Source organism: Albidovulum sp., from assembly GCF_041919395.1.
Lineage (GTDB): Bacteria > Pseudomonadota > Alphaproteobacteria > Rhodobacterales > Rhodobacteraceae > Albidovulum.
Genome location: NZ_JAYRTX010000006.1, coordinates 1 through 26,959 on the forward strand (window position 1 = coordinate 1; position 26,959 = coordinate 26,959).

24 protein-coding genes and 1 pseudogene are annotated in these 26,959 nt (G+C 68.3%); 8 read left to right on the forward strand and 17 right to left on the reverse strand.

Annotated features, from left to right (window positions below):
- Positions 1 to 118, forward strand: a pseudogene (locus ACMUOO_RS02170) (alkylhydroperoxidase); the annotation flags it as partial.
- Positions 115 to 1,044 carry an OmpA family protein gene (locus tag ACMUOO_RS02175; protein WP_301918530.1) on the forward strand — a complete coding sequence of 310 codons (930 nt, stop codon included), beginning with the start codon at positions 115 to 117 and terminating at the stop codon, positions 1,042 to 1,044. The pseudogene ACMUOO_RS02170 and the gene ACMUOO_RS02175, both read left to right, overlap by 4 nt.
- A gap of 37 nt (positions 1,045 to 1,081) precedes the next feature.
- Here the strand turns inward: ACMUOO_RS02175 and ACMUOO_RS02180 are convergent, their stop codons facing one another.
- The 6 genes from ACMUOO_RS02180 to ilvD all read right to left on the reverse strand — a co-directional run bounded on the left by ACMUOO_RS02180 (position 1,082) and on the right by ilvD (position 7,844).
- On the reverse strand, positions 1,082 to 1,987 hold the full coding sequence (locus tag ACMUOO_RS02180; protein ID WP_301918529.1) for a LysR family transcriptional regulator: 906 nt from the start codon (positions 1,985 to 1,987) through the stop codon (positions 1,082 to 1,084).
- 151 nt (positions 1,988 to 2,138) lie between these two features.
- Positions 2,139 to 4,157 carry an NADPH-dependent 2,4-dienoyl-CoA reductase gene (locus ACMUOO_RS02185; RefSeq protein ID WP_301918540.1) on the reverse strand — a complete coding sequence of 673 codons (2,019 nt, stop codon included), beginning with the start codon at positions 4,155 to 4,157 and terminating at the stop codon, positions 2,139 to 2,141.
- Between the two features lie 79 nt (positions 4,158 to 4,236).
- Entirely contained in the window at positions 4,237 to 4,632 is a 396-nt protein-coding gene (locus tag ACMUOO_RS02190) for a hypothetical protein (protein ID WP_301918528.1), read from the reverse strand.
- Positions 4,629 to 5,399 carry a DUF6478 family protein gene (locus tag ACMUOO_RS02195; RefSeq protein WP_301918527.1) on the reverse strand — a complete coding sequence of 257 codons (771 nt, stop codon included), beginning with the start codon at positions 5,397 to 5,399 and terminating at the stop codon, positions 4,629 to 4,631. Before ACMUOO_RS02195 ends, ACMUOO_RS02190 begins: the two co-directional genes overlap by 4 nt.
- A 92-nt stretch (positions 5,400 to 5,491) precedes the next feature.
- Positions 5,492 to 6,130, reverse strand: coding sequence for a hypothetical protein (locus tag ACMUOO_RS02200; protein ID WP_301918526.1), 639 nt, complete (start codon positions 6,128 to 6,130; stop codon positions 5,492 to 5,494).
- The gene (gene ilvD, locus ACMUOO_RS02205; RefSeq protein WP_413854833.1) at positions 6,111 to 7,844 is read right to left on the reverse strand and encodes a dihydroxy-acid dehydratase; all 1,734 of its coding nucleotides are present in this window, start codon (positions 7,842 to 7,844) and stop codon (positions 6,111 to 6,113) included. The genes ACMUOO_RS02200 and ilvD overlap by 20 nt, the downstream gene beginning before the upstream one ends.
- 196 nt (positions 7,845 to 8,040) lie before the next feature.
- Between ilvD and ACMUOO_RS02210 the strand changes: the two genes are divergently transcribed.
- From ACMUOO_RS02210 to ACMUOO_RS02230, 5 genes are all read left to right on the forward strand, one after another.
- On the forward strand, positions 8,041 to 9,237 hold the full coding sequence (locus tag ACMUOO_RS02210; RefSeq protein ID WP_301918524.1) for a glycine C-acetyltransferase: 1,197 nt from the start codon (positions 8,041 to 8,043) through the stop codon (positions 9,235 to 9,237).
- Between the two features lie 11 nt (positions 9,238 to 9,248).
- Entirely contained in the window at positions 9,249 to 10,274 is a 1,026-nt protein-coding gene (gene tdh / locus ACMUOO_RS02215; RefSeq protein ID WP_301918539.1) for an L-threonine 3-dehydrogenase, read from the forward strand.
- A gap of 85 nt (positions 10,275 to 10,359) precedes the next feature.
- The gene (gene accD, locus ACMUOO_RS02220; protein WP_301918523.1) at positions 10,360 to 11,265 is read left to right on the forward strand and encodes an acetyl-CoA carboxylase, carboxyltransferase subunit beta; all 906 of its coding nucleotides are present in this window, start codon (positions 10,360 to 10,362) and stop codon (positions 11,263 to 11,265) included.
- Positions 11,266 to 11,294: 29 nt separating this feature from the next.
- Positions 11,295 to 12,566 carry a bifunctional folylpolyglutamate synthase/dihydrofolate synthase gene (locus ACMUOO_RS02225; protein WP_301918522.1) on the forward strand — a complete coding sequence of 424 codons (1,272 nt, stop codon included), beginning with the start codon at positions 11,295 to 11,297 and terminating at the stop codon, positions 12,564 to 12,566.
- A gap of 139 nt (positions 12,567 to 12,705) precedes the next feature.
- The gene (locus ACMUOO_RS02230) at positions 12,706 to 13,728 is read left to right on the forward strand and encodes an LLM class flavin-dependent oxidoreductase (protein WP_301918521.1); all 1,023 of its coding nucleotides are present in this window, start codon (positions 12,706 to 12,708) and stop codon (positions 13,726 to 13,728) included.
- A gap of 3 nt (positions 13,729 to 13,731) precedes the next feature.
- Here the strand turns inward: ACMUOO_RS02230 and ACMUOO_RS02235 are convergent, their stop codons facing one another.
- The 3 genes from ACMUOO_RS02235 to glpD are packed head-to-tail and all read right to left on the reverse strand — an operon-like array spanning position 13,732 to position 17,902.
- Entirely contained in the window at positions 13,732 to 14,850 is a 1,119-nt protein-coding gene (locus ACMUOO_RS02235) for an iron-containing alcohol dehydrogenase (protein WP_301918520.1), read from the reverse strand.
- Positions 14,847 to 16,331 (reverse strand): glycerol kinase GlpK, encoded by a 1,485-nt coding sequence (gene glpK, locus ACMUOO_RS02240; RefSeq protein ID WP_301918519.1) that lies wholly within the window; start codon positions 16,329 to 16,331, stop codon positions 14,847 to 14,849. The genes ACMUOO_RS02235 and glpK overlap by 4 nt, the downstream gene beginning before the upstream one ends.
- Positions 16,328 to 17,902 carry a glycerol-3-phosphate dehydrogenase gene (gene glpD / locus ACMUOO_RS02245; protein WP_301918518.1) on the reverse strand — a complete coding sequence of 525 codons (1,575 nt, stop codon included), beginning with the start codon at positions 17,900 to 17,902 and terminating at the stop codon, positions 16,328 to 16,330. Before glpD ends, glpK begins: the two co-directional genes overlap by 4 nt.
- A 129-nt stretch (positions 17,903 to 18,031) precedes the next feature.
- Here glpD and ACMUOO_RS02250 point away from each other — a divergent pair, with 129 nt between their 5' ends.
- Entirely contained in the window at positions 18,032 to 18,802 is a 771-nt protein-coding gene (locus tag ACMUOO_RS02250) for a DeoR/GlpR family DNA-binding transcription regulator (protein ID WP_301918517.1), read from the forward strand.
- Here ACMUOO_RS02250 and ACMUOO_RS02255 read toward each other — a convergent pair.
- The 8 genes from ACMUOO_RS02255 to ACMUOO_RS02290 all read right to left on the reverse strand — a co-directional run bounded on the left by ACMUOO_RS02255 (position 18,790) and on the right by ACMUOO_RS02290 (position 26,912).
- Positions 18,790 to 20,256: a mannitol dehydrogenase family protein gene (locus ACMUOO_RS02255; protein ID WP_301918516.1), complete on the reverse strand. Its 1,467-nt coding sequence runs from the start codon at positions 20,254 to 20,256 to the stop codon at positions 18,790 to 18,792. The genes ACMUOO_RS02250 and ACMUOO_RS02255 overlap by 13 nt on opposite strands.
- Positions 20,256 to 21,029 carry an L-iditol 2-dehydrogenase gene (locus ACMUOO_RS02260; RefSeq protein WP_301918515.1) on the reverse strand — a complete coding sequence of 258 codons (774 nt, stop codon included), beginning with the start codon at positions 21,027 to 21,029 and terminating at the stop codon, positions 20,256 to 20,258. The genes ACMUOO_RS02255 and ACMUOO_RS02260 overlap by 1 nt, the downstream gene beginning before the upstream one ends.
- Positions 21,026 to 22,030 carry an ABC transporter ATP-binding protein gene (locus tag ACMUOO_RS02265; protein ID WP_301918514.1) on the reverse strand — a complete coding sequence of 335 codons (1,005 nt, stop codon included), beginning with the start codon at positions 22,028 to 22,030 and terminating at the stop codon, positions 21,026 to 21,028. The genes ACMUOO_RS02260 and ACMUOO_RS02265 overlap by 4 nt, the downstream gene beginning before the upstream one ends.
- Before the next feature lie 10 nt (positions 22,031 to 22,040).
- Positions 22,041 to 22,871, reverse strand: a complete 831-nt coding sequence (locus ACMUOO_RS02270; protein WP_301918513.1) for a carbohydrate ABC transporter permease — start codon at positions 22,869 to 22,871, stop codon at positions 22,041 to 22,043.
- Position 22,872: 1 nt separating this feature from the next.
- The gene (locus tag ACMUOO_RS02275) at positions 22,873 to 23,745 is read right to left on the reverse strand and encodes a carbohydrate ABC transporter permease (protein ID WP_301918512.1); all 873 of its coding nucleotides are present in this window, start codon (positions 23,743 to 23,745) and stop codon (positions 22,873 to 22,875) included.
- A 100-nt stretch (positions 23,746 to 23,845) separates the two neighbouring features.
- Positions 23,846 to 25,156 carry an ABC transporter substrate-binding protein gene (locus ACMUOO_RS02280; protein ID WP_301918511.1) on the reverse strand — a complete coding sequence of 437 codons (1,311 nt, stop codon included), beginning with the start codon at positions 25,154 to 25,156 and terminating at the stop codon, positions 23,846 to 23,848.
- A gap of 112 nt (positions 25,157 to 25,268) precedes the next feature.
- Complete coding sequence (locus ACMUOO_RS02285; RefSeq protein WP_301918510.1) at positions 25,269 to 26,231, reverse strand: sugar-binding transcriptional regulator; 963 nt, start codon at positions 26,229 to 26,231, stop codon at positions 25,269 to 25,271.
- Positions 26,232 to 26,234: 3 nt separating this feature from the next.
- Positions 26,235 to 26,912, reverse strand: a complete 678-nt coding sequence (locus ACMUOO_RS02290; RefSeq protein ID WP_301918509.1) for an HAD family hydrolase — start codon at positions 26,910 to 26,912, stop codon at positions 26,235 to 26,237.
- Positions 26,913 to 26,959 lie beyond the last annotated feature (47 nt).

Consider the following 26,959-nt stretch of genomic DNA (forward strand, 5'->3'; position numbering starts at 1 on the left):
CTCCGACCGCGACATCTGGGACATCGCGTCGGTCACGGGTTTCTTCAACATGACCAACCGGATCGCCTCCGCCACCGCGATGGAGCCCAACCCGGACTACCACGGGGCGCACCGATGAGACGGATCGCGCTCCTCTTCGCCCTCATCGCCCCCGCCGCCGAGGCCGCGCCGACGCTCTCGCTGCCGCCGTCGGCCATGCGCACGGCCGAGGATCGGACGGAACTCGGCAGCCATGCGCTGCCGGTCGGCCCCTGGACGGACGGCCGGATGGAGACGATCCGGACGGAGGGCGAGGTCACGCAGACCGCCTGGCGCATACGCGACGGCAACCTCACCACGATGGCGCTGCTTGCGAGCCTGCGTGAGCAACTCGGACGCGAGGGGTTCGAGGTCCTGTTCGAGTGCAATTCCGACGATTGCGGCGGCTTCGACTTCCGCTTCGCCATGCCGTGCCTCCCCGAGCCTGAAATGCATGTCGACCTCGGTGATTTCCGCTTCCTTTCGGCGCAGCGCGAAACCGGTGGCGCGTCTGACTACGTGAGCCTGCTGGTCAGCAGGTCCTCCGACAGCGGTTATGTCCAGATGACCCGCGTCGGCGCGGCCTTGGTGGAGCCCTTGCCCATCGCCGCGGCGGAGTTCAGCCCGCGCGAAAGCGTGCCGGCGCCGGATTCGCTCGGCGACCAGCTTGTGGCGCGCGGCAAGGTCGTGCTCGACGACCTGCGCTTCGCTTCCGGCGCGGCCGAGCTTGGCGCGGGCGAATTCCCCTCGCTCACGGCCCTGGCGGAGTTTCTGAAGGCCAATCCCGACAAGACCATCGCGCTCGTCGGTCACACCGATGCGGAGGGGACACTCGCCGCCAACGTCGCGGTGTCGCGCAAGCGCGCGGAATCGGTGATGGCGCGGCTCGTCGCCGACTACGGCGCAAACCCGGCGCAGCTTTCGGCGGATGGCGTGGGCTTCCTGAGTCCGCTCGCCTCGAACCTGACCCCCGAAGGGCGGACCCAAAACCGAAGGGTCGAGGCGATGATCACCTCGACCCGCTGAGGTCGCATCGTCACCGGCACCGCCGCGACGGCAGGACTCACCAGGCGTCGGGCCCCTTGTCCACGAAGGCCTGGGCGAGGAAGTCGATGAAGGCGCGGACCTTGGGCTGAGTGAAGCGCCCCGGCGGATAGACCGCGTAGATGCCGAGTTGTTCGACCGGAAGGTCGGGGATCGCGTCGATCACGAGGCCCTGCTTCATCGCGTCGGAATAGAGGAACGATGGCAGGTATGCGATCCCGAGGCCGGAGATCGCGGCATTGAGGAGCGACTGGCCGTCGTTGACCGTCAGCCAGCCCGCCGTCCGCACCTGCCGCTTCTCGCCCGAGGGCGCGGTGATCTTCCAGACGTTCCCCGACGCCTGGTTGGAATAGTGCAGGAGCTTGTGTTCGTTCAGGTCGTCGATCTTGGTCGGGCGGCCGTATTTCTGGAAGTAGGAGGGCGAGCCGACCATCCGCTTCACGGTCTCGGTCAGCTTGCGGGCGCGGAGCGTGGAGTCTTCCAGTTCACCCACCCGGATGGCCATGTCGAAGCCTTCCGAGATCAACTCCACATAGCGGTTGTTCAGCACCATGTTCACGGTGATGTCGGGATATTCCAGAAGGAAGTCCCCGAGGATCGGCGACAGGAGGTTCACGCCGAAGTCGGTAGCCACCGAAATGCGCAAGAGGCCCGAGGGCGCCGACTGCATCGAGGTGACGAGCGCATCGGCCTCGCCGGCGTCGTTCAGCACGCGGCGTGCCCGGTCGTAGTAGGCCAGACCGATCTCGGTCGGCGACACCCGGCGCGTCGTGCGGTTCAGAAGCCGCGCCCCCAGGCGCGCTTCCAGCGAAGAAACGTGTTTCGAGACGGCGGATTTCGATATCCCCATCTTCTTTGCGGCATCCGTAAACCCCCCCTGGTCTACGACGGTGGCGAAAGCCTCCATTTCCGTCAGTCGGTCCATTGTGCACCCGTCAAATACATTGCCCGCCGTGGACCGGTATCGCGGGCAATTCGGGCAATATTGCGGAGGCTGACGGACAACACTGGGGTATTGTCGCGAACCAAAGTGGCAAGTTTCCGCCGATCCGTTCGGCAAGCGTCACAGATTGCGCTCACAGGGTGGCGGCGAGACGCGTTCCCTGGTCGATGGCGCGCTTGGCATCCAGCTCGGCCGCAATATCTGCGCCGCCGATCACGTGGACCACACATCCCCTAGCGGCCAGCGTCCCGGCGAGGCTTCGCTCGCTTTCCTGACCGGCGCACAGGACGATGGTGTCGGCTGGGATCAGGCGCGTGCCCTCGCGCCCGGGCCCGGAGGAGACGCGCAGCCCGCCCGGCTCCACCCCCTCGTATGTTACGCCGCCGATCATCTCCACGCCCTTCGCCTGCAACGCAGCGCGGTGTATCCAGCCGGTCGTCCGGCCGAGCCTGCGGCCGGGCTTCTCGGGCTTGCGCTGCAGAAGCGTGACGACCCGCGCAGGCGCTTCGGGCTTCGGCTCCGCGAGCCCGCCGCGGGCCGTCCCGGGGTCGGTCACGCCCCATTCGGCGAGCCAGTCGTCAAGATGCAGCGTCGGGCTCTCCCCCGCCTGTGTCAGGAACTCCGCCACGTCGAAACCGATCCCGCCCGCACCGACGATGACCGCCCGCTCGCCCACGGGCGCGCCCGTGAGCACGTCGACGTAGCTGAGCACATGGGGCGCGTCCTGCCCCGGAATCTGCGGATCGCGCGGGCGCACGCCGGTCGCGACCACAACCTCGTCATACCCCGCGACCGCATCGGCCGTCGCCTCTGTGGACAGGCGCAGGTCGATGCCGCTCTCGGCCACCATCGTGCCGAACCAGTCGAGAAGGCCGCGGAACTCCTCCTTGCCGGGCACACGGGCCGCGAGGTTGAGTTGCCCGCCAAGGACGGGCGCGCGGTCGAAAAGGGTTACCGCATGGCCGCGCGCATCGAGCGCGAGCGCGGCTGACAAACCCGCCGGCCCGGCGCCGACCACGGCGATCCGTTTAGGGGCCACGGCGGGCTCCAGCACAAGCTCCGTCTCAAAACACGCGCGCGGATTGACAAGGCAGGAGGAAATCCTGCCCGCGAAGGTGTGGTCAAGGCAGGCCTGGTTGCAGGCGATGCAGGGGGCGATTTCGGGCGCCCTGTCCTCGGCCGCCTTCCGCACGAATTCGGGATCGGCGAGGAAGGGGCGCGCCATCGACACCATGTCGGCGCAGCCTTCGGCCAGCACGGCCTCCGCAACCTCGGGCGTATTGATCCGGTTCGAGGTGATCACGGGGACCGTGACCTCGCCCATCAGCTTCTTCGTTACCCAGGCGAACGCCCGGCGGGGCACCGAGGTGGCGATGGTCGGCACGCGCGCCTCGTGCCAGCCGATGCCCGTATTGAGGATCGAGGCGCCGGCGGTTTCCACGGCCTTCGCAAGCGCCACCACCTCGTCCCAGGTCTGTCCCTCCGGCACGAGGTCGAGAAGCGAGATGCGGTAGATGAGGATGAAATCCGGCCCCACGGCGGCACGCACGCGGCGGACCACCTCGACGGGCAGGCGCATCCGGTTCTCGGGACTGCCGCCCCAGCGGTCGGTGCGCCTGTTGGTGCGGGTGACGAGGAACTCGTTGAGGAAATAGCCCTCCGACCCCATCACCTCCACGCCGTCATACCCGGCCTCGCGCGCCCGCACCGCGGCCGTGGCGATGTCAGCGATCTGCTTTTCGATCCCCGCGTCGTCGAGCTCCCTCGGCGGAAAGGGCGAGATCGGCGACTTGATCGCGGAAGGCGCGACGCAGTCCGGGCCGTAGGCATAGCGGCCGGCATGAAGGATCTGCATGGCGATGCGGCCGCCTTCGGCATGGACCCGATCCGTCACGACCCGGTGGTTGCTGATGTCGGCGGTCGTGAAGAGCCCCGCCGCACCGGGAAAGACGCCCCCCTCGCGGTTGGGAGCCATGCCGCCCGTCACCATGAGCGCGACGCCGCCGCGCGCGCGGGCCGCGTAAAAGGCAGCCACGCGGTTCCAGTCCTTCGTCTCTTCGAGATTGGTGTGCATGGAGCCCATGAGCACGCGGTTCGGCAGGACGACATGGCCGAGGTCGAGCGGGGCGAAAAGATGCGGATATGGCGACATTACGGGCTCCTCCTCGGCGCCGACGATGCCCGAGGTCCTTGCCGCGGTCACGCCGGACGCTGCGTCACGGGATGGTGGATCAGGTCCCGCCGGTTTCGACGCAGTGGCGGCGAAAGGCCTTCTTCAGCATGTCGAGCTCGGCGCGGAGGAGGTCGATCTCCGCCCGGATGTCGTCTTCCAGGGGCACGCCCGTGACGATGGTGAAATGGCCGAGCGTGGCCCCCGTGGCAGGGTCGCGCACGAGGAAGGTCTGCACTCCGTCGGAGAGGAGCGCGGTCGGGATCGGAACCGACACGGGCCAGCGACCCGGCGCCAGCGGCGCGCCGAGGGTGACGCCGTCAAGGCGCGCCTCCTGATGCCAGACCTCGACTGCGGGCGCCTCGTCCGCGCCGGGGGCGACGAGTTCCGCCTGCCAGCACCCTGTCGCGATCCGGGCGCCTTCGAGCCTCAGGCTGTTCGCACCCGATCCCGTCACAGCGGGGCCCTCGGACGACGGCTGAGCGTCAGGTCGCGGACGACCACCTGGTTCATCTGGGGACCCTCGAAGATGAGGTCGAGCCAGGCCGCCTCCACCCGACGGTCGTCCAGGCGCGTGTAGCCGAGGTCGAATTCCACCGTCGCCTCCGGCACGCCCTTGGGCAGTTCGCGGACGATCTCGTCGGTGTTGGGGCCGTGGCGCAGATTCAGCCGCGCGAAGATCTCCAGCGGCCGCTCGGTTTCCGCCGCCATGTCGAGCCGGACCACATGGCCGGCGCCGAGCCCGTGGAGCCCCGCCGCCGGAAGATCGAGCACCAGCGACAGGAACGAGCCATCGAAGCGGAAGACGTCGATCCTGAGGCCGAAGGGGGCAAGGTCGGTCGGTCGGGCGCTGGCGACCTGGCGCAGTGTCAATTCGCTTTCGGCACAGTCGTGGAAGATCTTCGCCTCGGCGCCGAAGGAGGTGCGGTTGGCGACTCCGGCGAGGCCGGACGGCGTCACCGGGCCCGACCAGATTTCCGGCCGCCAGGCCCAGTCGGCAAGGAGCGGCTTCGGGATTGCCGGCGCCCCGCCCCCGCGTGCGAGCCGACCTTCGGCCGCATGAAGCGCGCGGTCGATCTGACGGCGAAGCTGCCGGCCCTCGCTGCGAAGGTCGCGAAGGGTCGAGGGTTCGGCCGACCCGGCACGTTCGGCCACGGCGCGCCAGCGGTCGAGGGCGCGGCGGACGAGGAGCCGGTCGAGATAGCTGTCGAATCTGTCGCGCATTCCGCCGGACCGGGACCCCTTTGACGGGAACATGGGAACGATGATTCGTTATCGTTGCGTTTCCGCGGGCGCGCAAGCCGGTCGAAGACGACTCAGCCCGCGGCCCCCCCCTCGTTCGCGGCCCTCATGCGGGCGACGAAGGCGTCTAGGATCCGGCGCTTATCGGCCGAGGTGAGCGGCCGGTCCGCAAGGCTCATCACCGAGAGGGTGACGAGATGGCCGCGCAGCGCGAGGATCGCGCGCCAGTAGTCGGGCGCGACCGCCTGGCCGGGACCGGCGGCGCTGTCGGTGAGGCTCAGGTAGATCACGGCGTCACGCGACGAGACGGCGCCGACGTCGACGGTCCCGGCCTTGCCCGACCGGCTCAGCGCCGCACGGCCGGGGTCGGAACCGAAGAAGCGCGCCATCGCCGGGAACGCGGCCGCGAAGGTCGCCTCGTCGGGCGCACCGGGCACGACGGAGGCGGTCAGCACCGCGGGCTTCGCCGGCTGTCCCGGGGCGGGCGTGCCGGAAAGCGCCGCGCAGGTGCCGAAGAGGACGAAGGATCCCTCTGCCCCGCCACGGCTCGCAGCGCGGTCGACGCAGTATCCGGCCGGCCCGGTGGCCGTTACCGCGCCGCCGGCAACCGCAACCGCGCGCGGGGCGGAGCCGGTCGGCGCCATCCCCGCGACACAGGCCGACAGCGCCAGCGCGGGCAGAAGTGCGGCCGCCCTACTGGTCCATGTAGACATGAAGCTCGGCCCTGGCGCCCGGATGCGTCACCGCCCCCTGGCGGGCACCGCCGACGAGCCGGGCATATTTCCAGAGCGCGCCCGTGGCATACTGCGTCGGCCGCGGACCTTTCCATTCGCCCTTGCGCTTCGCCAGTTCATCGTCGCTGAGCGCCACCGACAACTCCCCGGTGATGGCGTTGAGCGTGATCACGTCGCCGTCACGCAACAGTGCGATCGGCCCGCCATGCGCGGCCTCGGGGCCGACGTGGCCGACACAGAAGCCGCGCGTTGCGCCCGAGAATCGCCCGTCGGTGATAAGTGCCACCTTCTTGCCCATGCCCTGTCCCGACAGCGCGGCGGTGGTCGCCAGCATCTCGCGCATCCCCGGCCCGCCTGCCGGACCCTCGTTGCGGATGACGAGGACCTCGCCTTCCTTGTAGGCGCGCGCCTTGACGGCCTCGAAGGCGTCCTCCTCGCATTCGAAGACCCGGGCGGGGCCGGTGAAGACCTGCTCTTCGGGGGTCATGCCCGCGACCTTCACGATGGCGCCGTCCGGGGCGAGGTTGCCCTTCAGCCCGACGACGCCGCCGGTCGCGGTGATCGGCGCGGCGGCGGGGAAGATCACGCGGCCGTCGGCCTCGCGGGTGATCCGGTCAAGCTCCTCGCCCATGGTCCTGCCCGAGGCGGTGATGCAGTCCTCGTGGATCAGGCCGGCCTTGCGCAATTCCTTCATCACCACCGGCACGCCGCCCGCCTCATAGAGGTCCTTGGCGACATATTTCCCGCCGGGCTTCAGGTCGACGAAATAGGGCGTGTCGTGGAAGATGTCGGTGACGTCGAAGAGGTCGAAGTCGATCCCCGCCTCATGGGCGATCGCCGGCAGGTGAAGTCCGGCATTGGTCGAGCCGCCGGTGCAGGCGACCACCCGCGCGGCGTTCTCCAGTGCCTTGCGCGTGACCACGTCGCGGGCGCGGATGTTCTTCTCGATCAGCGTCATAACCGCCTCGCCCGAGGCCATGCCGTATTCGTCGCGGCTCTCGTAGGGCGCGGGCGCGCCGGAGGAATTGAGGAGCGCAAGCCCGATCGCCTCTGACACGCAGGCCATGGTATTGGCGGTGAACTGGCCGCCACAGGCGCCCGCCGAGGGGCAGGCGACACGCTCGAGAATCGCAAGCTCGGCATCCGAATAGTTCCCGGCCTGGTGCTTGCCGACCGCCTCGAACACGTCCTGGACGGTCACGTCCTGGCCATTCAGCCGGCCGGGCAGGATCGAACCGCCGTAGATGAAGACCGAAGGCACGTTGAGCCGCACCATCGCCATCATCATCCCCGGCAGCGACTTGTCGCAGCCGGCAAGCCCCACGAGCGCGTCATAGCAATGCCCGCGCATTGTCAGTTCCACCGTATCCGCGATCGCGTCGCGCGAGGCGAGCGACGACCGCATCCCCTCGTGGCCCATGGCGATGCCGTCGGTCACCGTGATCGTGGTGAACTCGCGCGGGGTGCCTCCGCCGACCTTCACGCCCTGCTTCACGGCCTGCGCCTGGCGGTTCAGCGCGATGTTGCAGGGGGCCGCCTCGTTCCAGCAGGTGGCGACGCCGACCCAGGGCTGGTGGATCTCCTCCTCGGAAATGCCCATCGCATAGAAATAGGACCGGTGGGGGGCGCGGGCAGGCCCTTCGGTCACATGGCGGCTGGGAAGTTTAGACTTGTCGAAGTGACGGTTCTTCATGGGCTGTCCTCCCCGCGGAAATGGCTGACCCTGCATTAATCCGGGCCGACCGGGGGGGCAAGGTGCAAGACCGCAAAGGAAGGACCCGCCGCCCGGCCCGGCGGCGACCGACAAGCGACGCCGATTTCCGCCTGTCGCGCCGCCGCGCGACCATGCTAGGCTTTTCCCGAAGCACCCCCGTGACAGGAGACCCCGGATGACCGGACGCGATGATTTCCTCGCCCATCTGGCGGGCATCCTGCAGGGGATCGAGGCCGAGGGGCTGATGAAGCGCGAGCGGCTGATCACCTCGGCGCAAGGCGCGCATGTCGACATCGGCGGGCGCCGGGTCATCAACCTCTGCGCCAACAACTACCTCGGGCTGGCCGACCATCCCGCCCTGATCGAGGCCGCCGAGAGGGCGATGCACGACCACGGATTTGGCATGGCCTCGGTCCGCTTCATCTGCGGCACGCAGGACCTCCACCGGGAACTCGAGGCGCGGCTCGCCGGCTTTCTCGGCAAGGACGACGCAATCCTCTTCGCCGCCTGCTTCGACGCCAACGGCGGGCTTTTCGAAGCACTCCTCGGCCCCGAGGACGCGGTGATCTCGGACGCGCTCAACCATGCCTCGATCATCGACGGCATCCGTCTGTGCAAGGCGCGGCGCTACCGCTACGCCAATTCCGACATGGACGAGCTTCAGGCGCGGCTGAGGGAGGCGCGCGCCGGGGGGGCGCGCCATATCCTGATCGCCACCGACGGGGTCTTCTCGATGGACGGCTATCTCGCAAGGCTCCCCGAGATCACCGCGCTGGCCGCGGCGGAGGGGGCGCTGGTGATGGTCGACGACTGCCACGCCACAGGCTTCATGGGCCCCGGCGGGCGCGGCACCCCGCACCACCACGGCGTCGCCGATAGGGTCGACATCCTCACCGGCACCCTCGGCAAGGCGCTCGGCGGCGCGCTCGGCGGCTATGTCGCCGGGCCGCAACCGGTCATCGACCTCTTGCGGCAAAGGGCGCGCCCCTACCTCTTCTCGAACGCGCTGCCGCCGGCGGTGCTCGGCGCGGCCCTCGCCGCCCTCGACCTCGTCGAGGCGGCGGACGACCAGCGCGCGCGGCTCTTCGCCAACACCCGCCACTGGCGCGCGGGGCTCGCCGCCGCGGGGTTCCGTCTGCTGCCCGGCGAACATCCGATCGTGCCGGTGATGCTCGGCGAGGCGCAGGCGGCGCAGGCGATGGCAGCAGCCCTCTTCGAACGCGGCGTCTACGTCGCGGGCTTCTTCTTTCCGGTGGTGCCGCGCGGGCAGGCGCGCATCCGCACCCAGATGAACGCCCGGCTGACCGGCGAAGACCTCGACGCGGCCCTCGCCGCCTTCGCGGACGCGGGCCGGGCCACGGGGGTGATCTGATGTCGAATGAAATGAAGGCGCTGGTCAAGGCACGGCCCGAGCCGGGGCTCTGGATGGAACGCCGCCCGGTCCCCGAGATCGGCCCCGACGACGTGCTGATCCGGATCCGGAAGACCGGCATCTGCGGCACCGACATCCATATCTGGAACTGGGACGACTGGGCGGCCCGCACGGTGCCGGTGCCGCTTGTCACCGGCCACGAGTTCGCCGGCGAGATCGTGGAACTGGGCCGCAATGTCACCGACCTCAGCATCGGCCAGCGCTGCTCGGGCGAGGGCCACCTCATCGGCCACCACAGCCGCCAGTCGCGTTCGGGCCGCTTCCACCTCGACCCCGAGACCCGCGGCATCGGCGTGAACGAACCGGGCGCCTTCGCCGAATACCTGCGGCTGCCGGCCTTCAACGTGGTGCCCCTGCCCGACGAGATCGACGACGAGATCGGGGCGATCCTCGATCCCCTCGGCAATGCCGTCCATACCGCGCTCAGCTTCGACCTCGTGGGCGAGGACGTGCTTGTCACCGGCGCCGGGCCGATCGGGATCATGGCCGCCGCCGTCGCCCGCCATGTCGGCGCCCGCCATGTGGTCGTGACCGACGTGAACCCGGCGCGGCTGGCGCTCGCCGAAAGGGTCGCCGACGTGGTCACCGTCAACGTCGCCGAGGAAGACCTGAAGGACGTGGTGGCGCGGCTGAAACTCGCCCAGGGCTTCGACGTCGGCATGGAGATGTCCGGCAACCAGGCCGCCCTCGACCAGATGGTCGAGAACATGGTGATGGGCGGGCGCATCGCGCTTCTCGGCATCCCGCCCGGCAAAAGCCCGGTGGACTGGAGCCGCATCGTCTTCAAGGCGATCACAATCAAGGGCGTCTACGGCCGCGAGATATTCGAGACCTGGTACAAGATGATCGCGATGCTGACGAACGGGCTCGACATCCGCGCGGTCATCACCCACCGCTTCGCCGTGGACCGCTTCGAGGAAGGTTTCGCGGCGATGCGCTCCGGACAGTCGGGCAAGGTCGTGCTCGACTGGGGCTGAGCCGCCCCGGTTCGGCCAACGCAATTGCATTCGCGGCCCCTGCGGCTTATCTCGGGGTCGCCAAGGCGACCGAGGGGCACGCGCGATGAACTGGATCACCAACTACGTCCGGCCGACGATCAACTCGCTCTTCTCGCGCCGCGAGGTTCCGGACAACCTCTGGACGAAGTGTCCGGAGTGCGGGACCATGCTCTTTCACCGCGAACTCGATGACAACCTGCAGGTCTGCACCAATTGCGACCATCACCTGGCCATCAGTCCGCGCGAACGGTTCGCGGCCCTCTTCGACGGCGGCGTCTTCACCGAGGTGAAGGTGCCCGAGCCGATCGCCGACCCGCTGCACTTCCGCGACCAGAAGAAGTATCCGGACCGGATGAAGGCGGCGCAGAAGGCCACCGGCGAGAAGGAGGCGATGCTGGTCGCCGAGGGCGAGATGAATCGCACCCCCATCGTCGCCGCCGCGCAGGACTTCGCCTTCATGGGCGGGTCGATGTCGATGTATGTCGGCAATGCCGTCATCGCCGGGGCGGAACGGGCGGTGAAGCTGAAGCGGCCCTTCGTGCTCTTCTCCGCTGCCGGCGGCGCACGTATGCAGGAAGGCATCCTCGGCCTCATGCAGATGCCGCGCACCACGATCGCGGTCCAGATGCTGAATGAGGCGCGGCTGCCCTATGTCGTCGTGCTGACGCATCCGACCACGGGGGGCGTGACAGCCTCATACGCGATGCTCGGCGACGTGCAACTGGCCGAACCGAACGCGCTCATCGGTTTCGCGGGCGCGCGCGTGATCGAGCAGACGATCCGCGAAAAGCTTCCCGAGGGCTTCCAGCGGTCGGAATACCTCCTCGACCACGGGATGCTCGACCGGGTGACGCACCGCAAGGCGCTGAAGGACGAGTTGACGACGATCCTCAGGATGCTGACGAGGCAGGGTCCGGCAGTGAAGGGTGACCTGCCGAAACCCGAGGCCGTGAAGGCCGAGGCGAAGTAGGCCCCGCAGCGATCCCCAAGAGGTCCCGCATGTCCGACGGCTCAGACCTGATCCTCGCCCGGATGATGGCGCTGCATCCGAAGATCATCGACCTTACGCTCGACCGGGTCTGGCGGCTGCTTGCGGCGCTCGACCACCCCGAACGCGCGCTGCCGCCGGTGATCCATATCGCCGGAACGAACGGCAAGGGCTCGACCCAGGCAATGATCCGCGCCGGGCTCGAGGCGTTGGGGGGCAAGGTCCACGCCTACACCTCGCCGCATCTTGCACGGTTCCACGAGCGCATTCGGCTGGCCGGGCAACTGATTTCGGAGGAATATCTTTCGGAAATTCTCGAAGAATGTGAACGCGCGAACGCGAACGTTCCGATCACCTATTTCGAGATCACCACCTGTGCCGCGTTCCTCGCCTTCGCCCGGACACCGGCCGACTGGACACTTCTCGAAGTCGGCCTCGGCGGGCGGCTCGACGCGACCAACGTGGTCGAACGGCCGCGCCTGACAATCATCACGCCCGTTTCGATCGACCACCAGCAATACCTCGGCGAGACCCTGCCGGAGATCGCGGGCGAGAAGGCGGGCATACTCAAGCGCGGGGTGCCCTGCGTCGTCGGCCCGCAGGAGGAAGCCGCGCTGGACGTGATCGAGTCGAAGGCGGCGCGGCTCGGCGTGCCGCTCCTCGTCCACGGCCAGCACTGGAACGCGTGGGAAGAACGCGGCCGGCTGATCTTCCAGGACGAGACGGGCCTTCTGGACCTGCCCTTGCCGAACCTGCCGGGGCCGCACCAGATCGACAACGCCGGCGCCGCCGTGGCAGCACTCCGCCACCTTGGCGCGACCGAGGCAGCCTGCGAGGCCGCGGTGACCAGGGCCCACTGGCCCGCCCGGATGCAGCGCCTGACGCACGGCCCGTTGGTCGAGGCGGCCGGAGCCTGCGAACTTTGGCTCGACGGCGGCCACAACCCGGCGGGAGGCGTGGCCGTGGCCGCGACACTCGGGCGGATGCCGAAGAAGTCCACCCACCTTGTCCTCGGCATGCTGAACACGAAGGACATCGCGGGCTACCTCCGCCCGGTCGCGGCACAGGCAAGGACGCTGACCGCCGTCTCGATTCCCGGCGAGGCCAACACGCTTTCCGCCGAGGAGACGCAGGCCGCCGCCGCGAAGGCCGGGATCGAGGCCGGGACGGCCGAGAGCGTGGTCGCCGCCGTGACGCGCATTGCCGCGAAGGACCCTGGCGCACGCATCCTCATTTGCGGGTCGCTCTACCTCGCGGGCAGCGTCCTGCGCGAGAACGGCTGACCCGGCTTTCAGTCTTGTGCAGAGACTTCCGCCAGCGGCTTTCGCTGTCTCCAGCCCGCACGTCGGCTGTGCGCGGGACGCGCTTTTCCGTACCGGGCCATCCGGGTAGAAGCGGCTGGAGCCTTACCGGAGCCCCGCAATGACCCTAGAACTCGCCCTCGACACGTTCGGCGACGTCAGCCTTGATGCGGAGGGGCGGATGAAGCCGCAGGATGCGGTGATCCGCGATGTCGTGGCGCAGGCGGTGCACGCGGACGAATCCGGCGTCGATTTCATCGGCCTCGGTGAACACCACCGCGACGACTTCGCGATCTCCGCGCCCGAAGTGATCCTTGGCGCAATCGCCGCGCGAACCTCCCGTATCAGGATGGGCACCGCCGTCACAGTGCTTTCCTCGGACGATCCGATCCGACTCTTCCAGCGGTTCTCCACGCTGCAAGCGCTCTCGGGCGGGCGGGCTGAGGTGATCCTCGGCCGCGGCTCCTTCACGGAGAGCTTCCCGCTCTTCGGCTACGACCTGAAGGACTACGAGACGCTCTTCAACGAAAAGCTCGACCTCTTCACTAGGCTCCTGCGGGGACCGAAGGTGTCGTGGTCCGGCACGACGCGGTCGCCGCTGCGCAATCAGGCGGTGTTCCCCACCCTCGCCCGGCCGATGCGCGCCTGGATCGGCGTCGGCGGCACGCCCGAGTCGGTGATACGCGCGGTCCACTACGACCTGCCGATGATCCTGGCGATCATCGGTGGCCCGGCGGCCCGCTTCCGGCCCTTCGCGGACCTCTACCGCCGCGCAGCCGATCAGGCGGGTCAGGCAATCCAGCCCATCGGGGTGCATTCGCCGGGTCATGTTGCAGAAACCGACGCGCAGGCGAAGGAGGAACTCTGGCCGCACTACAAGAGCCTTCTCGACCGGATCGGGCGCGAGCGTGGCTGGCCCCCGGTCAGCCGCGACAAATTCGAGGCAGAGGCGGCAGAGGGCGCGCTCTACGTTGGCGCTCCGGAGACGGTCGCACGAAAGATCGCGGGCACGGTGAAGGCGCTGGGCCTGTCCCGCTTCGAGATGAAATACGCCTCGGGACCAATGCCGCATGAGCAGCTCATGCGCTCCATCGAGCTTTTCGGATCGCGCGTCGCACCCCTCGTCCGCGACATGCTGGCCTGACGCTCAGCCCGCCGCATCCAGGATTGCCATGAGCTCGGCCACCGAGAGATCGGCCGGATTCGCTCTCATCGACGAGGCGCCGCGCGCGGCCTCGGCCACGGCCGCATGATGGGTGGACCCGAGCCCGAGCGCCGAGATTCGCGGCAGGCCCTCGTCGTGCATCCATGCTTCCAGCGCCGAAATCCCGTCCGCCGCGCCAAAGGCCGTGCCGATCCATCCCGTCACCTCGGCCATCCGGGCCGATGGCGCGCGGACCGCATTCGCGCGGAGCACATGCGGCAGAAGCGCCCCGCAGATGGCGCCATGCGCCGCGCCGGTCGTCCCGCCTATCACGCCCGCAAGGCCATGCACCGCACCGAGCCCGGCATTGGCGAGCGCGAGCCCGCCCGAGAGACTGACCCAGACCATTGTGTCGCGGGCCTCCGGGTCCTCGGCCACCATCAGCCGCCGAAGCGCGGCTAGGCCCATCGGAATCGCGGCGCGGCAGAGCGCGTCGGCATAGGGATTGGCCCGGGACGAAACGTAGGGCTCGATCACCTGCACGATGGCATCGAGGCCCGAGGCAAGGGTCACGCCCTTCGGGCAGCGGTCCGTCAGAGACGGGTCCACGACCGCAAGCCGCGCGGTCATGCGGTCATCGCGGAGCGAGACCTTGCGCCGGTGCGCGGGCACGTCGATGACCGCGTTCTTCGTGACCTCGGCGCCGGTTCCGGCGGTCGTCGGGATGGCGACGAAGGGCAGGGGCGCGCGCTGAAGCGGCAGGCCGAGGCCCACGAGCTCAAGATGATCCAGCGCACTTTCCGGCGCCGGGGCGAGCGCCGCCACCGCCTTGCCGAGGTCGATCGCGGCGCCACCGCCGAGGGCAATCACTACCCCGGCCTGCCGGGCAAGCGTCACGGCCGCCTCAAGCATCGGCAGGGTCGGCTCCTGCGGGCAAGGATGCGGCGTGACCGCAACGCCCCGCCCGCGAAGCCCCGCCACCAGCCACTCTGCCCGCCCCGCGTCGCGGCCGTGCACGACGAAGGCGCTTTGACCCAGCGCGGCGATTTCGGGCAGCGCCGCCCGCGCCTCGCCCCGGCCGAAGCGGATACGGGGCGGCTGGGCGATGGCGAAGGGCGTCATACCGCGAGCGTCGCGGCGACGGCGCGCTTCCAGCGGGCATACTTCGCCTGTCGCGTCGCCTCCGCCATGCCCGGCTCGAACCGGCGGTCGAGCGCCCAGGCGCGGGCGAAGCCGTCGGCATCGGGATAGACCCCGACGCGCGACCCGGCGAGCCAGGCCGCTCCGAGCGCCGTCGTCTCCAGCACACGCGGCCGGTCCACCGGCGCACCGATGATGTCGGAGAGAAACTGCATCGCCCAGTCGGACGCCGTCATCCCGCCATCGACGCGAAGAACGCCCTCGGCGTCGGCGCCCCAGTCGGCCCGCATTGCCTCGAGAAGGTCGCGCGTCTGGAAGCCGACGCTTTCAAGCGCCGCCTTGGCGAACTCGGCCGGCCCGGAGTTGCGGGTCAGCCCGTAGACCGCGCCCCGGCAGTCGGCGTTCCAGTAGGGCGCGCCGAGGCCCACGAAGGCCGGGACCAGCACCACCTCCTGCGTCGGGTCGGCGGCTTCGGCCAGGGCTTGCGTTTCCCCGGCCGAGCGGATGACCTTCAGCGCGTCGCGCAGCCATTGGACGACCGCGCCGGCGATGAAGATCGACCCTTCGAGGGCGTAGGTGGGCTTGCCGCCGAACTGGTAGGCGATCGTCGTCAGAAGCCGGCTTTTCGAGGCGACAGGCTCCGCCCCGGTGTTCAGAAGCGCGAAGCAGCCGGTGCCATAGGTGGACTTCATCATGCCGGGCGCGAAACAGGCCTGGCCGATGGTCGCCGCCTGCTGATCGCCTGCCACACCGCAGATCGGGATCTCGCGCCCGAAGAGGTCGGCGCGCGTCGTGCCGAAGTCCGCGGCACAGTCGCGGACCTCAGGCAGCATCACTTCCGGTATTTTCAGAATCTTCAGAATATCACTGTCCCAGCGCCCCTTGCGGATATTGTAGATCAGCGTCCGGGCCGCATTCGTGGCGTCCGTGGCGTGAACCTTGCCTCCGGTCAGCTTCCAGATCAGGAAGCAGTCCACCGTCCCGAAGAGCAGGCCGCCCGCCTCGGCCCTCGCCCTTGCGCCCTCGACGTTGTCGAGCAGCCACGCGAGCTTGGTCCCCGAGAAATAGGGATCGAGCAGCAGGCCGGTGCGCTCCGCGATCATCTTCTCATGCCCCTCGGCCTTCAGCCGCTGGCACAACTCCGAGGTGCGCCGGTCTTGCCAGACGATGGCGCGATGGATCGGTTCGCCCGTCTTCCGGTCCCAGACCAGCGTCGTCTCGCGCTGGTTGGTGATTCCGATTGCGGCGATTTTCCTTGCGTCGATCCGGGCCTTCTCGATCACCGCGCGGGTGGTGGCCGCGACCGAGGACCAGAGATCCGAGGGATCATGTTCAACCCAGCCCGAGGCGGGAAAGTGCTGCGGGAACTCCTCCTGCGCGACGGCCGTCACGCGCATCGCCTTGTCGAACAGGATTGCCCGGCTCGACGTCGTTCCCTGGTCGATCGCCAGCACATGGCTCATCTCCTCCCCTCCCCCTTGATCCAGACGTCGAGCGCCGCGATCTCCTCGGCCGTCATCCGGAGGCCGAGCTTGGTGCGTCGCCATACGACGTCCTCCGCTGTCCGCGCGTATTCCTTCGTGATGAGCCAGCGCACCTCGGCCTCCGTCAAGCCCGCACCGAAGGCGCGGCCGAGGCCGGCGGCGCTGCTAGCCTCGCCAAGGACGGCCACCGCTTCGGTACCATAGCAACGGATCAGCCGGCGGGCGGTGAAGCCGTCCAGGTACGGGTGGCGCGCCGCAAGGTCCGCAACCAGGCTTGCCGCCCCGTCCACGGGAAAATCACCGCCCGGCAGCGGCGCGCCGGCCGTCCAGTTGCCCCGGGCGAGGTGGAGATGCGGCGCGATCTTCGCCATCGCCGCCTCGGCAAGCTTGCGGTAGGTCGTGATCTTGCCGCCGAAGACGTTCAGCACGGGGGGGCCGTCGGCATCGAGCGTCAGCACATAGTCGCGCGTCGCCGCACTCGCGTTCGAAGCGCCGTCATCGTAGAGCGGGCGCACGCCGGCATAGGTCCAGATCACGTCTTCCCGGGTGACGGGGCGCGCGAAATACTGCGAGGCGAAGGCGCAGAGATAGTCCTGCTCGGCCTCGGAACAGCGCGCATCGCCCGGGTCGCCCGGATGATCGACGTCGGTCGTCCCGATCAGCGTGAAATCCTCCTCGTAGGGAATGGCGAAGATGATCCGGCCGTCCGTTCCCTGGAAGAAATAGGCGCGGTCGTGATCGAAAAGCCGGCGCGTGACGATGTGGGAGCCGCGGACAAGCCGGATATGCGCCTTCGGCACGCGATGCGTCGTCTCGCGCACGACACGTTCCACCCAGGGCCCGCCGGCATTGACGAGCACCTTGGCACGGAACCGCTTCTCACGGCCGCCGAGCGCCACCGTCACCTCCCAAACCTCTCCGGCGCGCCGCGCGTCGGTGACCTTCGCGCGGGTGAGGATCTTCGCGCCCCGCGCCTCGGCGTCACGGGCGTTGAGGACGACAAGGCGCGCGTCCTGCACCCAGCAGTCGGAGTATTCGTAGGCGCGGGCGAACCCGGGCTTCAGCCACTTTCCGGCCGGGTCCGTCCTCAGGTCGAGCGCGCGGGTGCCGGGCAGGATCTTGCGCCCGCCGAGGTGGTCGTAAAGAAAAAGGCCGAGCCGGATCAGCCAGGCCGGCCGCCGGCCCTTCAGCCAGGGCATGAAGAGCGTCAGGAGCCGCGAGGTGGGCGTGGTGCCTTCGAACCGCATGTCGTCGGACAGCGGCAGGACGAAGCGCATCGGCCAGGCGATATGCGGCATGGCTCGAAGCAGGACCTCGCGTTCGACAAGCGCCTTACGGACAAGGCCGACCTCGAAATATTCCAGATAACGCAGGCCGCCGTGAAAAAGCTTGGTCGAGGCCGAGGAGGTCGCCTGCGCGAGATCTCCCATCTCGGCCAGCACGACCGACAATCCCCGCCCCGCCGCGTCCCGCGCGATGCCCACGCCGTTGATGCCGCCGCCGATGACGAAGATGTCGTAGGAGGGTTCGGGAATGTCTTCGGAAACCACGCTCCACCCTCCGGGACTGCTTATCCATTTCGCGCGGAACTGCGCGTTTTGTCAACTTTATCGTTCGGAAATGTTCGTTTCGGATGACATTGAGCGTCGGTCGGGATAGGACGGTACCAGGAGGCGGTGGTGGCCCTGAGTTTTCGTCAAAGCGAAATTCTCGACCTTGCACGGGTCGAGGGACGCGTCGCGGTGGAAGGCCTCGCCGAACGCTTCGGCGTGACCTTGCAGACAATCCGGCGCGACCTTTCGGAATTGGCCGATGCCGGCAAGCTCGACCGTGTGCACGGCGGCGCGGTGCTCAGGGCCGGCGTGGCCAATATCGGCTACGCCGAACGCCGGCTGATGAACGCCGACGCGAAGGCGGCGATCGGACGCGCCTGCGCGGCGACGATCCCCGACAACTCCTCGCTCTTCCTCAACATCGGCACGACGACGGAGGCGGTCGCGCGGGCGCTTCTCCATCATCGCAACCTGACGGTCGTCACCAACAACATGAACGTCGCCAATATCCTCGCCGAGAGCGAGGGTTGCGACGTGATCGTGGCGGGGGGCGTGCTCAGGCGGTCGGACGGGGGGCTCGTCGGCGACCTCACCACCGAGGCCATCGGTCACTTCAAGGTCGATTACGCCATCATCGGCACATCGGCGCTGGACGCCGAGGGCGATCTGCTCGACTTCGACCCGCAGGAGGTGCGCGTGGCGCAGGCGATCCTTCGGCAGGCGCGGGCAAGCTGCCTGGTCACCGATGCCTCTAAACTCGACCGCCGCGCGCCGGTGCGCATCGCCTCGCTGTCGGCCATCGGCCGCTTCTTCACCGACCGGCCCTTGCCGCCCGCGCTGGCCGCGCGTTGCCGGGACTGGGGTTGTGAGGTGATCCTGGCCGATCAGCCGATGTAGTCGGCAAGCACCGGGTGCACGCCTTCGGACCAGAGCCGGCCGAGATGGCGCGCGAAGGCGGCGGCGAAGCGCGGCTCCTCTCCCAGGGCCCCGAAGACGGCACGGTTGGCGAGGAAGGCTCCGGGATCGTCCTTCGCGGACTGCGCGCGGCCGGTAAGGTCGGCCCAGTTGTCGTCGTTGGGCGCGATAGCGCGCCCCGCCTCGTCGATGCCCGCGCAATAGCGGCACCAGAGCGCGACTTCGAGCGCGAGCCCCTCGCAGGGCCGCCCGGCCGCGAGCGCCTGCGCGAGCGACGGCAAGATGAACTTGGGCTGCCGGTTCGACCCGTCGAGGCAGAGCCGGCGGATCGTGTCGCCAACCTCGGGATTTGCGAACCGCTCCGTCACCTTGGCGAGGTAGGCCTCGTAGCTGACGCCGGGGATGGGGACAAGGGTCGGCACGATCTCCCGCCGTTCGAGCGTGTCGAGCCAGCGGGCGATCAGCGGGTCGGCCATGGCATCGTGCACGAAGTGGTGGCCGAGAAGCGCCGACGGGTAGGCGATGGCGGCGTGCCCGCCGTTCAGGATGCGCAGCTTCATCAGCTCATGGGCGGCGACGTCCTTCACGAACTCCACGCCGACCTTTTCCAGCGCGGGCCGGCCAGCGGGGAAGTGATCCTCCAGCACCCACTGCCGGAAGGGCTCGCAAGCCACCGGCACCGCGTCGATGAGACCGAAGCGGTCGGCCACCAACGCCCGCTCCCGGTCGGAGGTCGCGGGCGTGATGCAGTCCACCATGGAATTCGGGAAGGCGACATTGGCCGCGATCCAGTCGGCGAAGGCGGGGTCGGAGAGACGCGCGAGGCCGGTGACGGCGCGTGCCGTGACATGGCCGTTCTCCGGAAGGTTGTCGCAGGACATGACAGTGAAAGGCGCCACGTCGGCCGCCCGTCGGCGGCGGAGCGCAGAGAGGATCATGCCGAAGACGGTGCGGGGCGCGCGCGGCGCGGCGGCATCCGCCACCATGTCGGTGTGTGTGGCATCGAAGCCGCCTGACTGCGCATCGACGTAATAGCCTCCTTCGGTGATCGTCAGCGAAACGATTCGGATCGCCGGGTCCGCCATCGCGGCAATCGTCGCCTCGGGCTCCACCGGCACGAAACCGATCATCGCCCCGGTCACGCGGGCATTGAGCCCGTTCGGGTCGAGTTCCACCACGGTCGTCAGCCAATCCTGCGCGGCGAGCCTTTCGCGCATCGCGGCATCCGTCGGTCGCACCCCTGCGCCGAGGATCGCCCAGTGATGTCCCTGGCCAAGGGTGAAGAGCCGGTCGAGGTAAACCGCCATATGGGCGCGGTGGAAGTTGCCGATCCCGACGTGGACGATGCCGGCCTTGAGCCGGGCGCGATCGTAGCCGGGGCCTGCGACGCCTTCGGGCAGGTGCGGCAGGGCGGACGCGTTCAGTTGAAGTGCCATCAGCTCATCCAGTTCCCGCCATCGACGTTGTAGGTCTGCGCGACGATGTAGTCGGCCTCGGCGGTGGCGAGAAAGACCGCCATCCCGGTCAGGTCTTCGGCCCGGCCCATGCGGCCGAAAGGCACGGCGGCGCCCACCTCGCGCTTCTTCTGGCCCGGAGCCCTCCCTTCATATTTCGCGAAGAAGGCATCGACCCCGTCCCAATGCTCGCCGTCAACCACGCCAGGCGCGATGGCGTTGACGTTGATGCCGTACCGGATGAGGTCGAGCCCGGCCGACTGGGTCAGGCTGATCACCGCGGCCTTCGAGGCGCAGTAGACGGCGACGAGCGCCTCGCCGCGCCGGCCGGCCTGGGAGGCCATGTTGATGATCTTGCCGCCACGCCCGCGAGCGATCATGCCGCGCGCGACGGCCTGCAGCGTGAAGAGCGCTCCGGCCACGTTCACCGCGAAGATGCGGTCATAGTCCGCGCGCGTGATCTCCGCGATCGGCGCGGCGGTAAAGAGCGCGGCGTTGTTGATCAGGATGTCGATACCGCCGAGGGCGGAGTCCGCCGCGGCCACGGCGGCCTCGATGGAGGCTTGCTCGGTCACATCCATGCGGATCGCGACGGCGGCCGGGCCGAGCCCGGCGGAGGCGCGTTCCGCCGCGCCGATGTTGACGTCAGCGATGGCCACCCGCGCGCCCTCGGCCACATAGGCGCGCGCGAAGGCAAGCCCAATGCCCCGCGCGGCACCGGTGATCAGCGCCGTCTTTCCGTCGAGCCGTCTCATGCGAGGCGCAGTCCTTCCCTGTCGAAGCGGTGGATCTTGTCGGCCTCGGGCGTCAGCCAGACCGCATCGCCGTGATGCAGGTTGACCTCGCCGCCCGCCCGCACGGTGATGGCCTCGGCGAGCCCCGTGCCGTTCACATGGAAGAAGGTATCGGAGCCAAGGTGTTCGGAGACACCGACGGTACCGCGCCAGAGGCCGCCCGCGGTGGAGACGGCTATGTGCTCCGGCCGGATGCCGATAGCGGCCGCGCCGTGCCGCGCCGCTTCATCGCCTTCAATGAAGTTCATCCTCGGGCTGCCGATGAAGCCGGCGACGAAGCGGTTGCGGGGCGCGCGGTAGAGTTCGAGCGGGCTGCCCACCTGCTCGATGCGACCGGCATTCAGGACCACGATCTTGTCGGCCATGGTCATCGCCTCCACCTGGTCGTGGGTGACGTAGACCATGGTCGTCTTCAGCCGGTTGTGAAGCTGGCTGATCTCGATCCGCATGCCGACCCGGAGCGCGGCGTCGAGGTTCGACAAGGGCTCGTCGAAGAGAAAGGCCTTCGGTTCCCGAACGATCGCGCGGCCGATGGCGACACGCTGGCGCTGGCCGCCGGAAAGCTGGCCGGGCCGGCGGTCGAGATAGGCGGTGAGGTTCAGAACCTCCGCCGCGGCCGTGACCTTGCGCTCCTGCTCCTCGGCGGCGATGCCGGCCATGCGCAGCGGGAAGGCGATGTTCTTGCGCACCGTCATGTGCGGGTAGAGCGCGTAGGACTGGAACACCATCGCAAGGCCGCGCTTCGCCGGTGGCATCCCGGTCGCGTCCTGGCCGTCGATGCGGATCGTGCCGGCCGAGACATCCTCCAGCCCCGCGATCAGGCGGAGGAGCGTGGACTTGCCGCAGCCCGAGGGGCCGACGAAGACCACGAACTCCCCGTCCTCGATCTCGAGGTCGAGGGGCGGGATCACCTCAACCTCGGCGAAACGCTTGGCGACCCTTTCGAGCGTGATGCGTCCCATCCGTCTTCCCCTATTTCACCGCGCCGAAGGTCAGGCCGCGGACAAGTTGCTTCTGGCTGAACCAGCCCATGATCAGGATCGGCGCGATGGCCATGGTCGAGGCGGCGCTGAGCTTGGCGTAGAACAGCCCCTCGGGGCTCGAGTAGCTGGCGATGAAGGCGGTGAGAGGCGCGGCCTTGGCCGCCGTCAGGTTCAGCGTCCAGAACGCCTCGTTCCACGCCAGTATGATGTTGAGAAGCAGCGTCGAGGCGATCCCGGGCACGGCCATCGGCGTCAGGACGTAGAGGATTTCCGAGCGGAGCGAAGCGCCGTCCATCCGCGCCGCTTCGAGGATCTCGGCCGGAATCTCCTTGAAGTAGGTGTAGAGCATCCAGACGACGATCGGCAGGTTGATGAGCGTGAGCACGATCACGAGCCCGGTCCTGGTGTCGAGAAGGCCGGTGTCACGGAAGATGAGGTACATCGGCACGAGGACACCCACCGCCGGCATCATCTTGGTGGAGAGCATCCACATCAGCAGGTCCTTGGTCCGCCGCCCCGGCACGAAGGCCATCGACCAGGCCGCCGGAATGGCGAGGACGAGCGCGGCGAGCGTGGAACCCACCGACATCACGACCGAATTCCAGAAATGCTTGAAGTAGTCCGACCGTTCCTGAACCGTCACGTAATTCTCCAGAGTCCAGTCGAAGAACAGGAACTTCGGCGGCGAGGCGATGGCGTCGCCCTCGGACTTGAACGAGGTCAGCACCGTCCAGAGGATCGGGAAGAAGATCAGGAAGGCGACCGTCCACGCGAGGATCGTCACCACGGTCTTGCGTCGGGTCGTGACCGAACGTGCCATCTCATGCCTCCAGGTTCTTGCCGATCATCCGCATCAGGAAGATCGCGACGATATTGGCGAGGATCACCGCCACGATGCCGCCCGCCGCCCCGCCGCCCACGTCGAACTGCAGGAGAGACTGGGCATAGACGAGGTAGGTCAGGTTTGTCGTCGCGGTGCCGGGGCCGCCGTTGGTCGTCACGAGGATCTCGGCGAAGGTCGAGAGCAGGAAGATCGTCTGGATCAGGATCACCACGGTGATCGCTCGCGTCAGGTGCGGCAGCATGATGTGGACGAAGCGGCTGAGCCACCCGGCGCCGTCCATCTCGGCAGCTTCCAGTTGCTCGCTGTCCAGCGACTGCAGCGCGGTCAGAAGGATCAGCGTCGCGAACGGCAGCCATTGCCAGGCGACGATGACGATGATCGAGAACATCGGCGCCTGGGCGAGGAAGTCGAAGGGCGGCGCGCCGAAGAGCTTTGCGACATAAGCGAAAAGCCCGTTCACCGGGTTCATGAACATGTTCTTCCACACGAGCGCCGAGACGGTCGGCATCACGAAGAAGGGCGCGATGACGAGGACGCGGACGATCCCCTGCCCCCAGAACGCCTGGTCGAGAAGGAGTGCGAGGAGGATCCCGCCGACGACGGTGATCGCCAGTACTCCGCCGACGAGCGAGAGCGTGTTCTTGATCGACGTGAAGAACGCCGGGTCGGTCAGGAAATACCTGTAGTTGGTGAGTCCGGTCCATTCGGGCGGCATCCCGGAAAGAAGGCCGTAACGCTGGAACGAGAACCAGATCGTCATGCCCAGGGGCACGATCATCCAGAGAAGAAGCACGACAACCGCCGGTGACAACATCACCCGTGCCGCCCCGCGCGCATGCGCCGTCGCCATCGCTGCCCCCTCCCGTTTCGAAACATTCTCTGGCGCGCGGTGGCCCGCGCGGGTGATGCCGGTCAGGGCCGCCCGCAGGTGGCGGCCCTGACGCCGTGGCTCACTTGATGTAGCCGGCCTTGGTCATCTCGCGCGTCGCAAGGTCCTGCGAGGCGGCGAGCGCGTCGGCGGCCGAGGTCTGGCCGGCGAGTGCCGCAGAGAACTGCTGGCCCACCGCGGTGGCGATGCCCTGGAACTCCGGGATCGCCACGAACTGCACGCCGACATATGGCACCTCGTCCACGGTCGGCTTCGTCGGGTCGGCCGCGTTGATCGAGTCGAGCGTCATCTTGGCGAAGGGCACGGACACATAGTCCGGGTTCTCGTAGAGCGAGATCCGCGTGCCCGGCGGCACGTTCGCCCAGCCTTCCTTGGAGGCGACGAGCGCGAGGTAGTCCTTCGAGGTTGCCCAGGCGATGAACTTCTTCGCCGCGTCGACCTTCTGCGAGCCGGCCGGAATGGCCAGCGACCAGGCCCAGAGCCAGTTGCCGCGCTTGCCGAGCCCCTTGTCGGGCGCGAGCGCGAAACCGACCTTGTCGGCCACGGTCGAGTCCTTCGGGTTGGTCACGAAGGAGGCCGCGACGGTGGCGTCGATCCACATGCCGCATTTGCCTTGCTGGAAAAGCGCAAGGTTCTCGTTGAAGCCGTTGTTCGATGCGCCGGGCGGACCGTAGTTGTTCATCAGGTCGAGATAGAAGTTCAACGTGTCGGCCCAGGGCTGCTGGTCGAACTGGGGTTTCCAGTCCATGTCGAACCACTTGGCGCCGAAGGAGTTGGACATGGCCGTCAGGAAGGCCATGTTCTCGCCCCAGCCGGCCTTGCCCCGCAGGCAGACGCCGTAGACCTCGTTCGCCTTGTCGGTCATTGCCGCCGCAGCTTCCTTGATAAAGTCCCAGGTCGGCGCCTCGGGCATGGTCAGGCCGGCCTTCTCCATCAGGTCGGTGCGGTACATGACCATGGAGCTTTCGCCGTAGAACGGTGCCGCATAGAGGTTGCCGTCCACCGTCAGGCCGCCCCGGATCGCCGGGAGGAGGTCGTCGATGTCGTACTCGCCCGGCAGGTCGTTCAGGCTGACGAGCCAGCCCTGCTTGCCCCAGATCGGGACCTCGTAGGTGCCGATCGTCATGATGTCGTACTGGCCGCCCTTGGTCGCGATATCGGTCGTGACCTTCTGGCGCAGGGCGTTTTCCTCGAGCGTCACCCACTCGACGGTGATGTCGGGGTTCTTCGCGGTGAAATCCTCGGTCAGACCCTGCATCCGGATCATGTCGCCGTTGTTCACCGTCGCGATGGTCAGCGTCTCCGCCCGCGCCCATCCTGCGGCGGCGCAAAGCGCCGTTGCACCCAGAAGGGCGCGCATCGTCACTGTCATGGTCTCCTCCCTCATGCCCGATTTGGGCATTTGCTTATACGGTGGGCAAATCTTCACTCACGGGCCGAGTCGAGTCAACAACCGGTTTCGGTGATGCGGGAACAAGGGCGGATCAGCGTGCGGCGAGCAGAAGCTCGGCCATCACCTCGTTGGTGATGAGCCCGTTGACGAGCCGGCCCCTGAGCGCGGCGGTCAGCGCGGGACGCTTCGCCTCGCCCACGGCGACCGCGATCACGCGCCGTTCCGCCGCCTTGGGCAGGGGCACGGAAGCGACGCGGGTGTTGAACTCACAGTCGAGAAGGTGTCCGTCGCTGTCGTAGACCCAGCTCGTGATCTCGCCCGCGGCGCCTTGCGCGACGAGCGCGCCCATTTCGGACGGGGGCACGAATCCGTCCACGACGAGCGGCGCGCTCTGCCCCATCTGGCCGATGCCGACAAGCGTCACGTCGGCCTCCTGCGCCAGCGCGATCGTGTTGCGCACCGGCTCCAGCGCGTGGAGCGTGCGAAGCTCGACCCGGTCCGAGGCGAGGACCGGGAGCGGATAGGGGTAGTGCTTCGCCCCGACCCGTTCGGCCATGGCGATGGTCGCGTTATAGGGCGTGGCCGAGCCGTCCGACATCATGTTGCCGAGAAGCGAGACGATGCGGTGCTGCGGGCAGGCCATGCGCGGCAGTTGCTCGACGGTGGCCTTCAGCGCGCGCCCCGTCCCGAGCGCCACGATCCGCCCCTCCTCCGACTTCAGCACCCGCTCGATCTCTCCCGCCGCGGCGATGGCGACGCCGGTCAGAAGGCCGGGCGCGTCGGGGTCCGAGGGCACGATCTCGCAGAACCGGAGGCCGAAACGCGCGCTCACGAGGCCCGCGAGGTCCATGCAGCGGCCAATCGGATGGTCGAGCCGCACCTTCACCAGTCGCTCGGAGACGGCCAGCGAGACGAGCCGCTGCGCCGTCTGGCGCGAGACGTTGAGCTTGCGCGCAATCTCGTCCTGGGTATTCCCGGCCACGTAATACAGCCACCCGGCCCGCGCCGCATCGTCGAGCCGTGTCGTCTCGGCCGTGAACCTTCCCTGCGTCACCTGCTAGCCCTCTGCGGTCTCCCTCAGCAACACCTGCGGGAAATCCCCCCAGTTGTCAAAACTTCGCACCTCGGCAGGAAGATCCGGCGCCCGGCCCCGCAGGTGTCCGCCGCCGGCAAAGTGAAGAACGGCCATTCCCGCGGCAAGCGCCGCCTCAACCCCCGGCCGGCTGTCCTCGATGACCAGAGTTCGGTCCGGCGCGACGCCCATATGCTCGGCCGCGAAGACGAAGAGGTCGGGCGCGGGCTTGCCGCGCGCCACCTGCGACGCCGTGAAGACGTCGGTACCGAAGAACCGCGCCAGGCCCGAGATTTCCAGCGTCCGCGCAACGCGCTGCTGGCTCGAGCTTGTCGCCACGCAGCGGGCCGGGCGAAGCCGCGGAAGCAGCGTGGCAATCCCTGGCGTCGGGCGAAGCTCGGTCTCGAACCTCGCGAGAAGTGATCGGCGGTAGCGCTGCTCGAAATCCTCGGGCAGAGGCACGGCGAAGCTTTCGCGGATCGCCTTGGCGACGGTCGGGAAGCTTCGCCCGAGGCAGTGGTCGTGCACGTAGTCGGAGGTGATCGACACCCCGAGTCGCGCAAGCTCGTCGATCAGCACGGCCGCCGAAATCGGCTCGCTGTCGACGAGCACGCCGTCGCAATCGAAGATGACGAGGTCGGCGGCGGTAAGGGTCTCTGCCATGCGCGCGCTCCGGGCATGCCGCCTGAGTAGGGGAGCCCCCCGTCGCC

Bases quoted from the DNA above. Each gene is read 5' to 3' on its own strand.
- ACMUOO_RS02175 (WP_301918530.1), top strand. From the start codon at position 115: ATGAGACGGATCGCGCTCCTCTTCGCCCTCATCGCCCCCGCCGCCGAG.
- ACMUOO_RS02180 (WP_301918529.1), bottom strand. From the start codon at position 1,987: ATGGACCGACTGACGGAAATGGAGGCTTTCGCCACCGTCGTAGACCAG.
- ACMUOO_RS02185 (WP_301918540.1), bottom strand. From the start codon at position 4,157: ATGTCGCCATATCCGCATCTTTTCGCCCCGCTCGACCTCGGCCATGTC.
- ACMUOO_RS02195 (WP_301918527.1), bottom strand. From the start codon at position 5,399: ATGCGCGACAGATTCGACAGCTATCTCGACCGGCTCCTCGTCCGCCGC.
- ACMUOO_RS02200 (WP_301918526.1), bottom strand. From the start codon at position 6,130: ATGTCTACATGGACCAGTAGGGCGGCCGCACTTCTGCCCGCGCTGGCG.
- ilvD (WP_413854833.1), bottom strand. From the start codon at position 7,844: ATGAAGAACCGTCACTTCGACAAGTCTAAACTTCCCAGCCGCCATGTG.
- ACMUOO_RS02210 (WP_301918524.1), top strand. From the start codon at position 8,041: ATGACCGGACGCGATGATTTCCTCGCCCATCTGGCGGGCATCCTGCAG.
- tdh (WP_301918539.1), top strand. From the start codon at position 9,249: ATGAAGGCGCTGGTCAAGGCACGGCCCGAGCCGGGGCTCTGGATGGAA.
- accD (WP_301918523.1), top strand. From the start codon at position 10,360: ATGAACTGGATCACCAACTACGTCCGGCCGACGATCAACTCGCTCTTC.
- ACMUOO_RS02225 (WP_301918522.1), top strand. From the start codon at position 11,295: ATGTCCGACGGCTCAGACCTGATCCTCGCCCGGATGATGGCGCTGCAT.
- ACMUOO_RS02230 (WP_301918521.1), top strand. From the start codon at position 12,706: ATGACCCTAGAACTCGCCCTCGACACGTTCGGCGACGTCAGCCTTGAT.
- ACMUOO_RS02235 (WP_301918520.1), bottom strand. From the start codon at position 14,850: ATGACGCCCTTCGCCATCGCCCAGCCGCCCCGTATCCGCTTCGGCCGG.
- glpK (WP_301918519.1), bottom strand. From the start codon at position 16,331: ATGAGCCATGTGCTGGCGATCGACCAGGGAACGACGTCGAGCCGGGCA.
- ACMUOO_RS02255 (WP_301918516.1), bottom strand. From the start codon at position 20,256: ATGGCACTTCAACTGAACGCGTCCGCCCTGCCGCACCTGCCCGAAGGC.
- ACMUOO_RS02260 (WP_301918515.1), bottom strand. From the start codon at position 21,029: ATGAGACGGCTCGACGGAAAGACGGCGCTGATCACCGGTGCCGCGCGG.
- ACMUOO_RS02265 (WP_301918514.1), bottom strand. From the start codon at position 22,030: ATGGGACGCATCACGCTCGAAAGGGTCGCCAAGCGTTTCGCCGAGGTT.
- ACMUOO_RS02270 (WP_301918513.1), bottom strand. From the start codon at position 22,871: ATGGCACGTTCGGTCACGACCCGACGCAAGACCGTGGTGACGATCCTC.
- ACMUOO_RS02275 (WP_301918512.1), bottom strand. From the start codon at position 23,745: ATGGCGACGGCGCATGCGCGCGGGGCGGCACGGGTGATGTTGTCACCG.
- ACMUOO_RS02280 (WP_301918511.1), bottom strand. From the start codon at position 25,156: ATGACAGTGACGATGCGCGCCCTTCTGGGTGCAACGGCGCTTTGCGCC.
- ACMUOO_RS02290 (WP_301918509.1), bottom strand. From the start codon at position 26,912: ATGGCAGAGACCCTTACCGCCGCCGACCTCGTCATCTTCGATTGCGAC.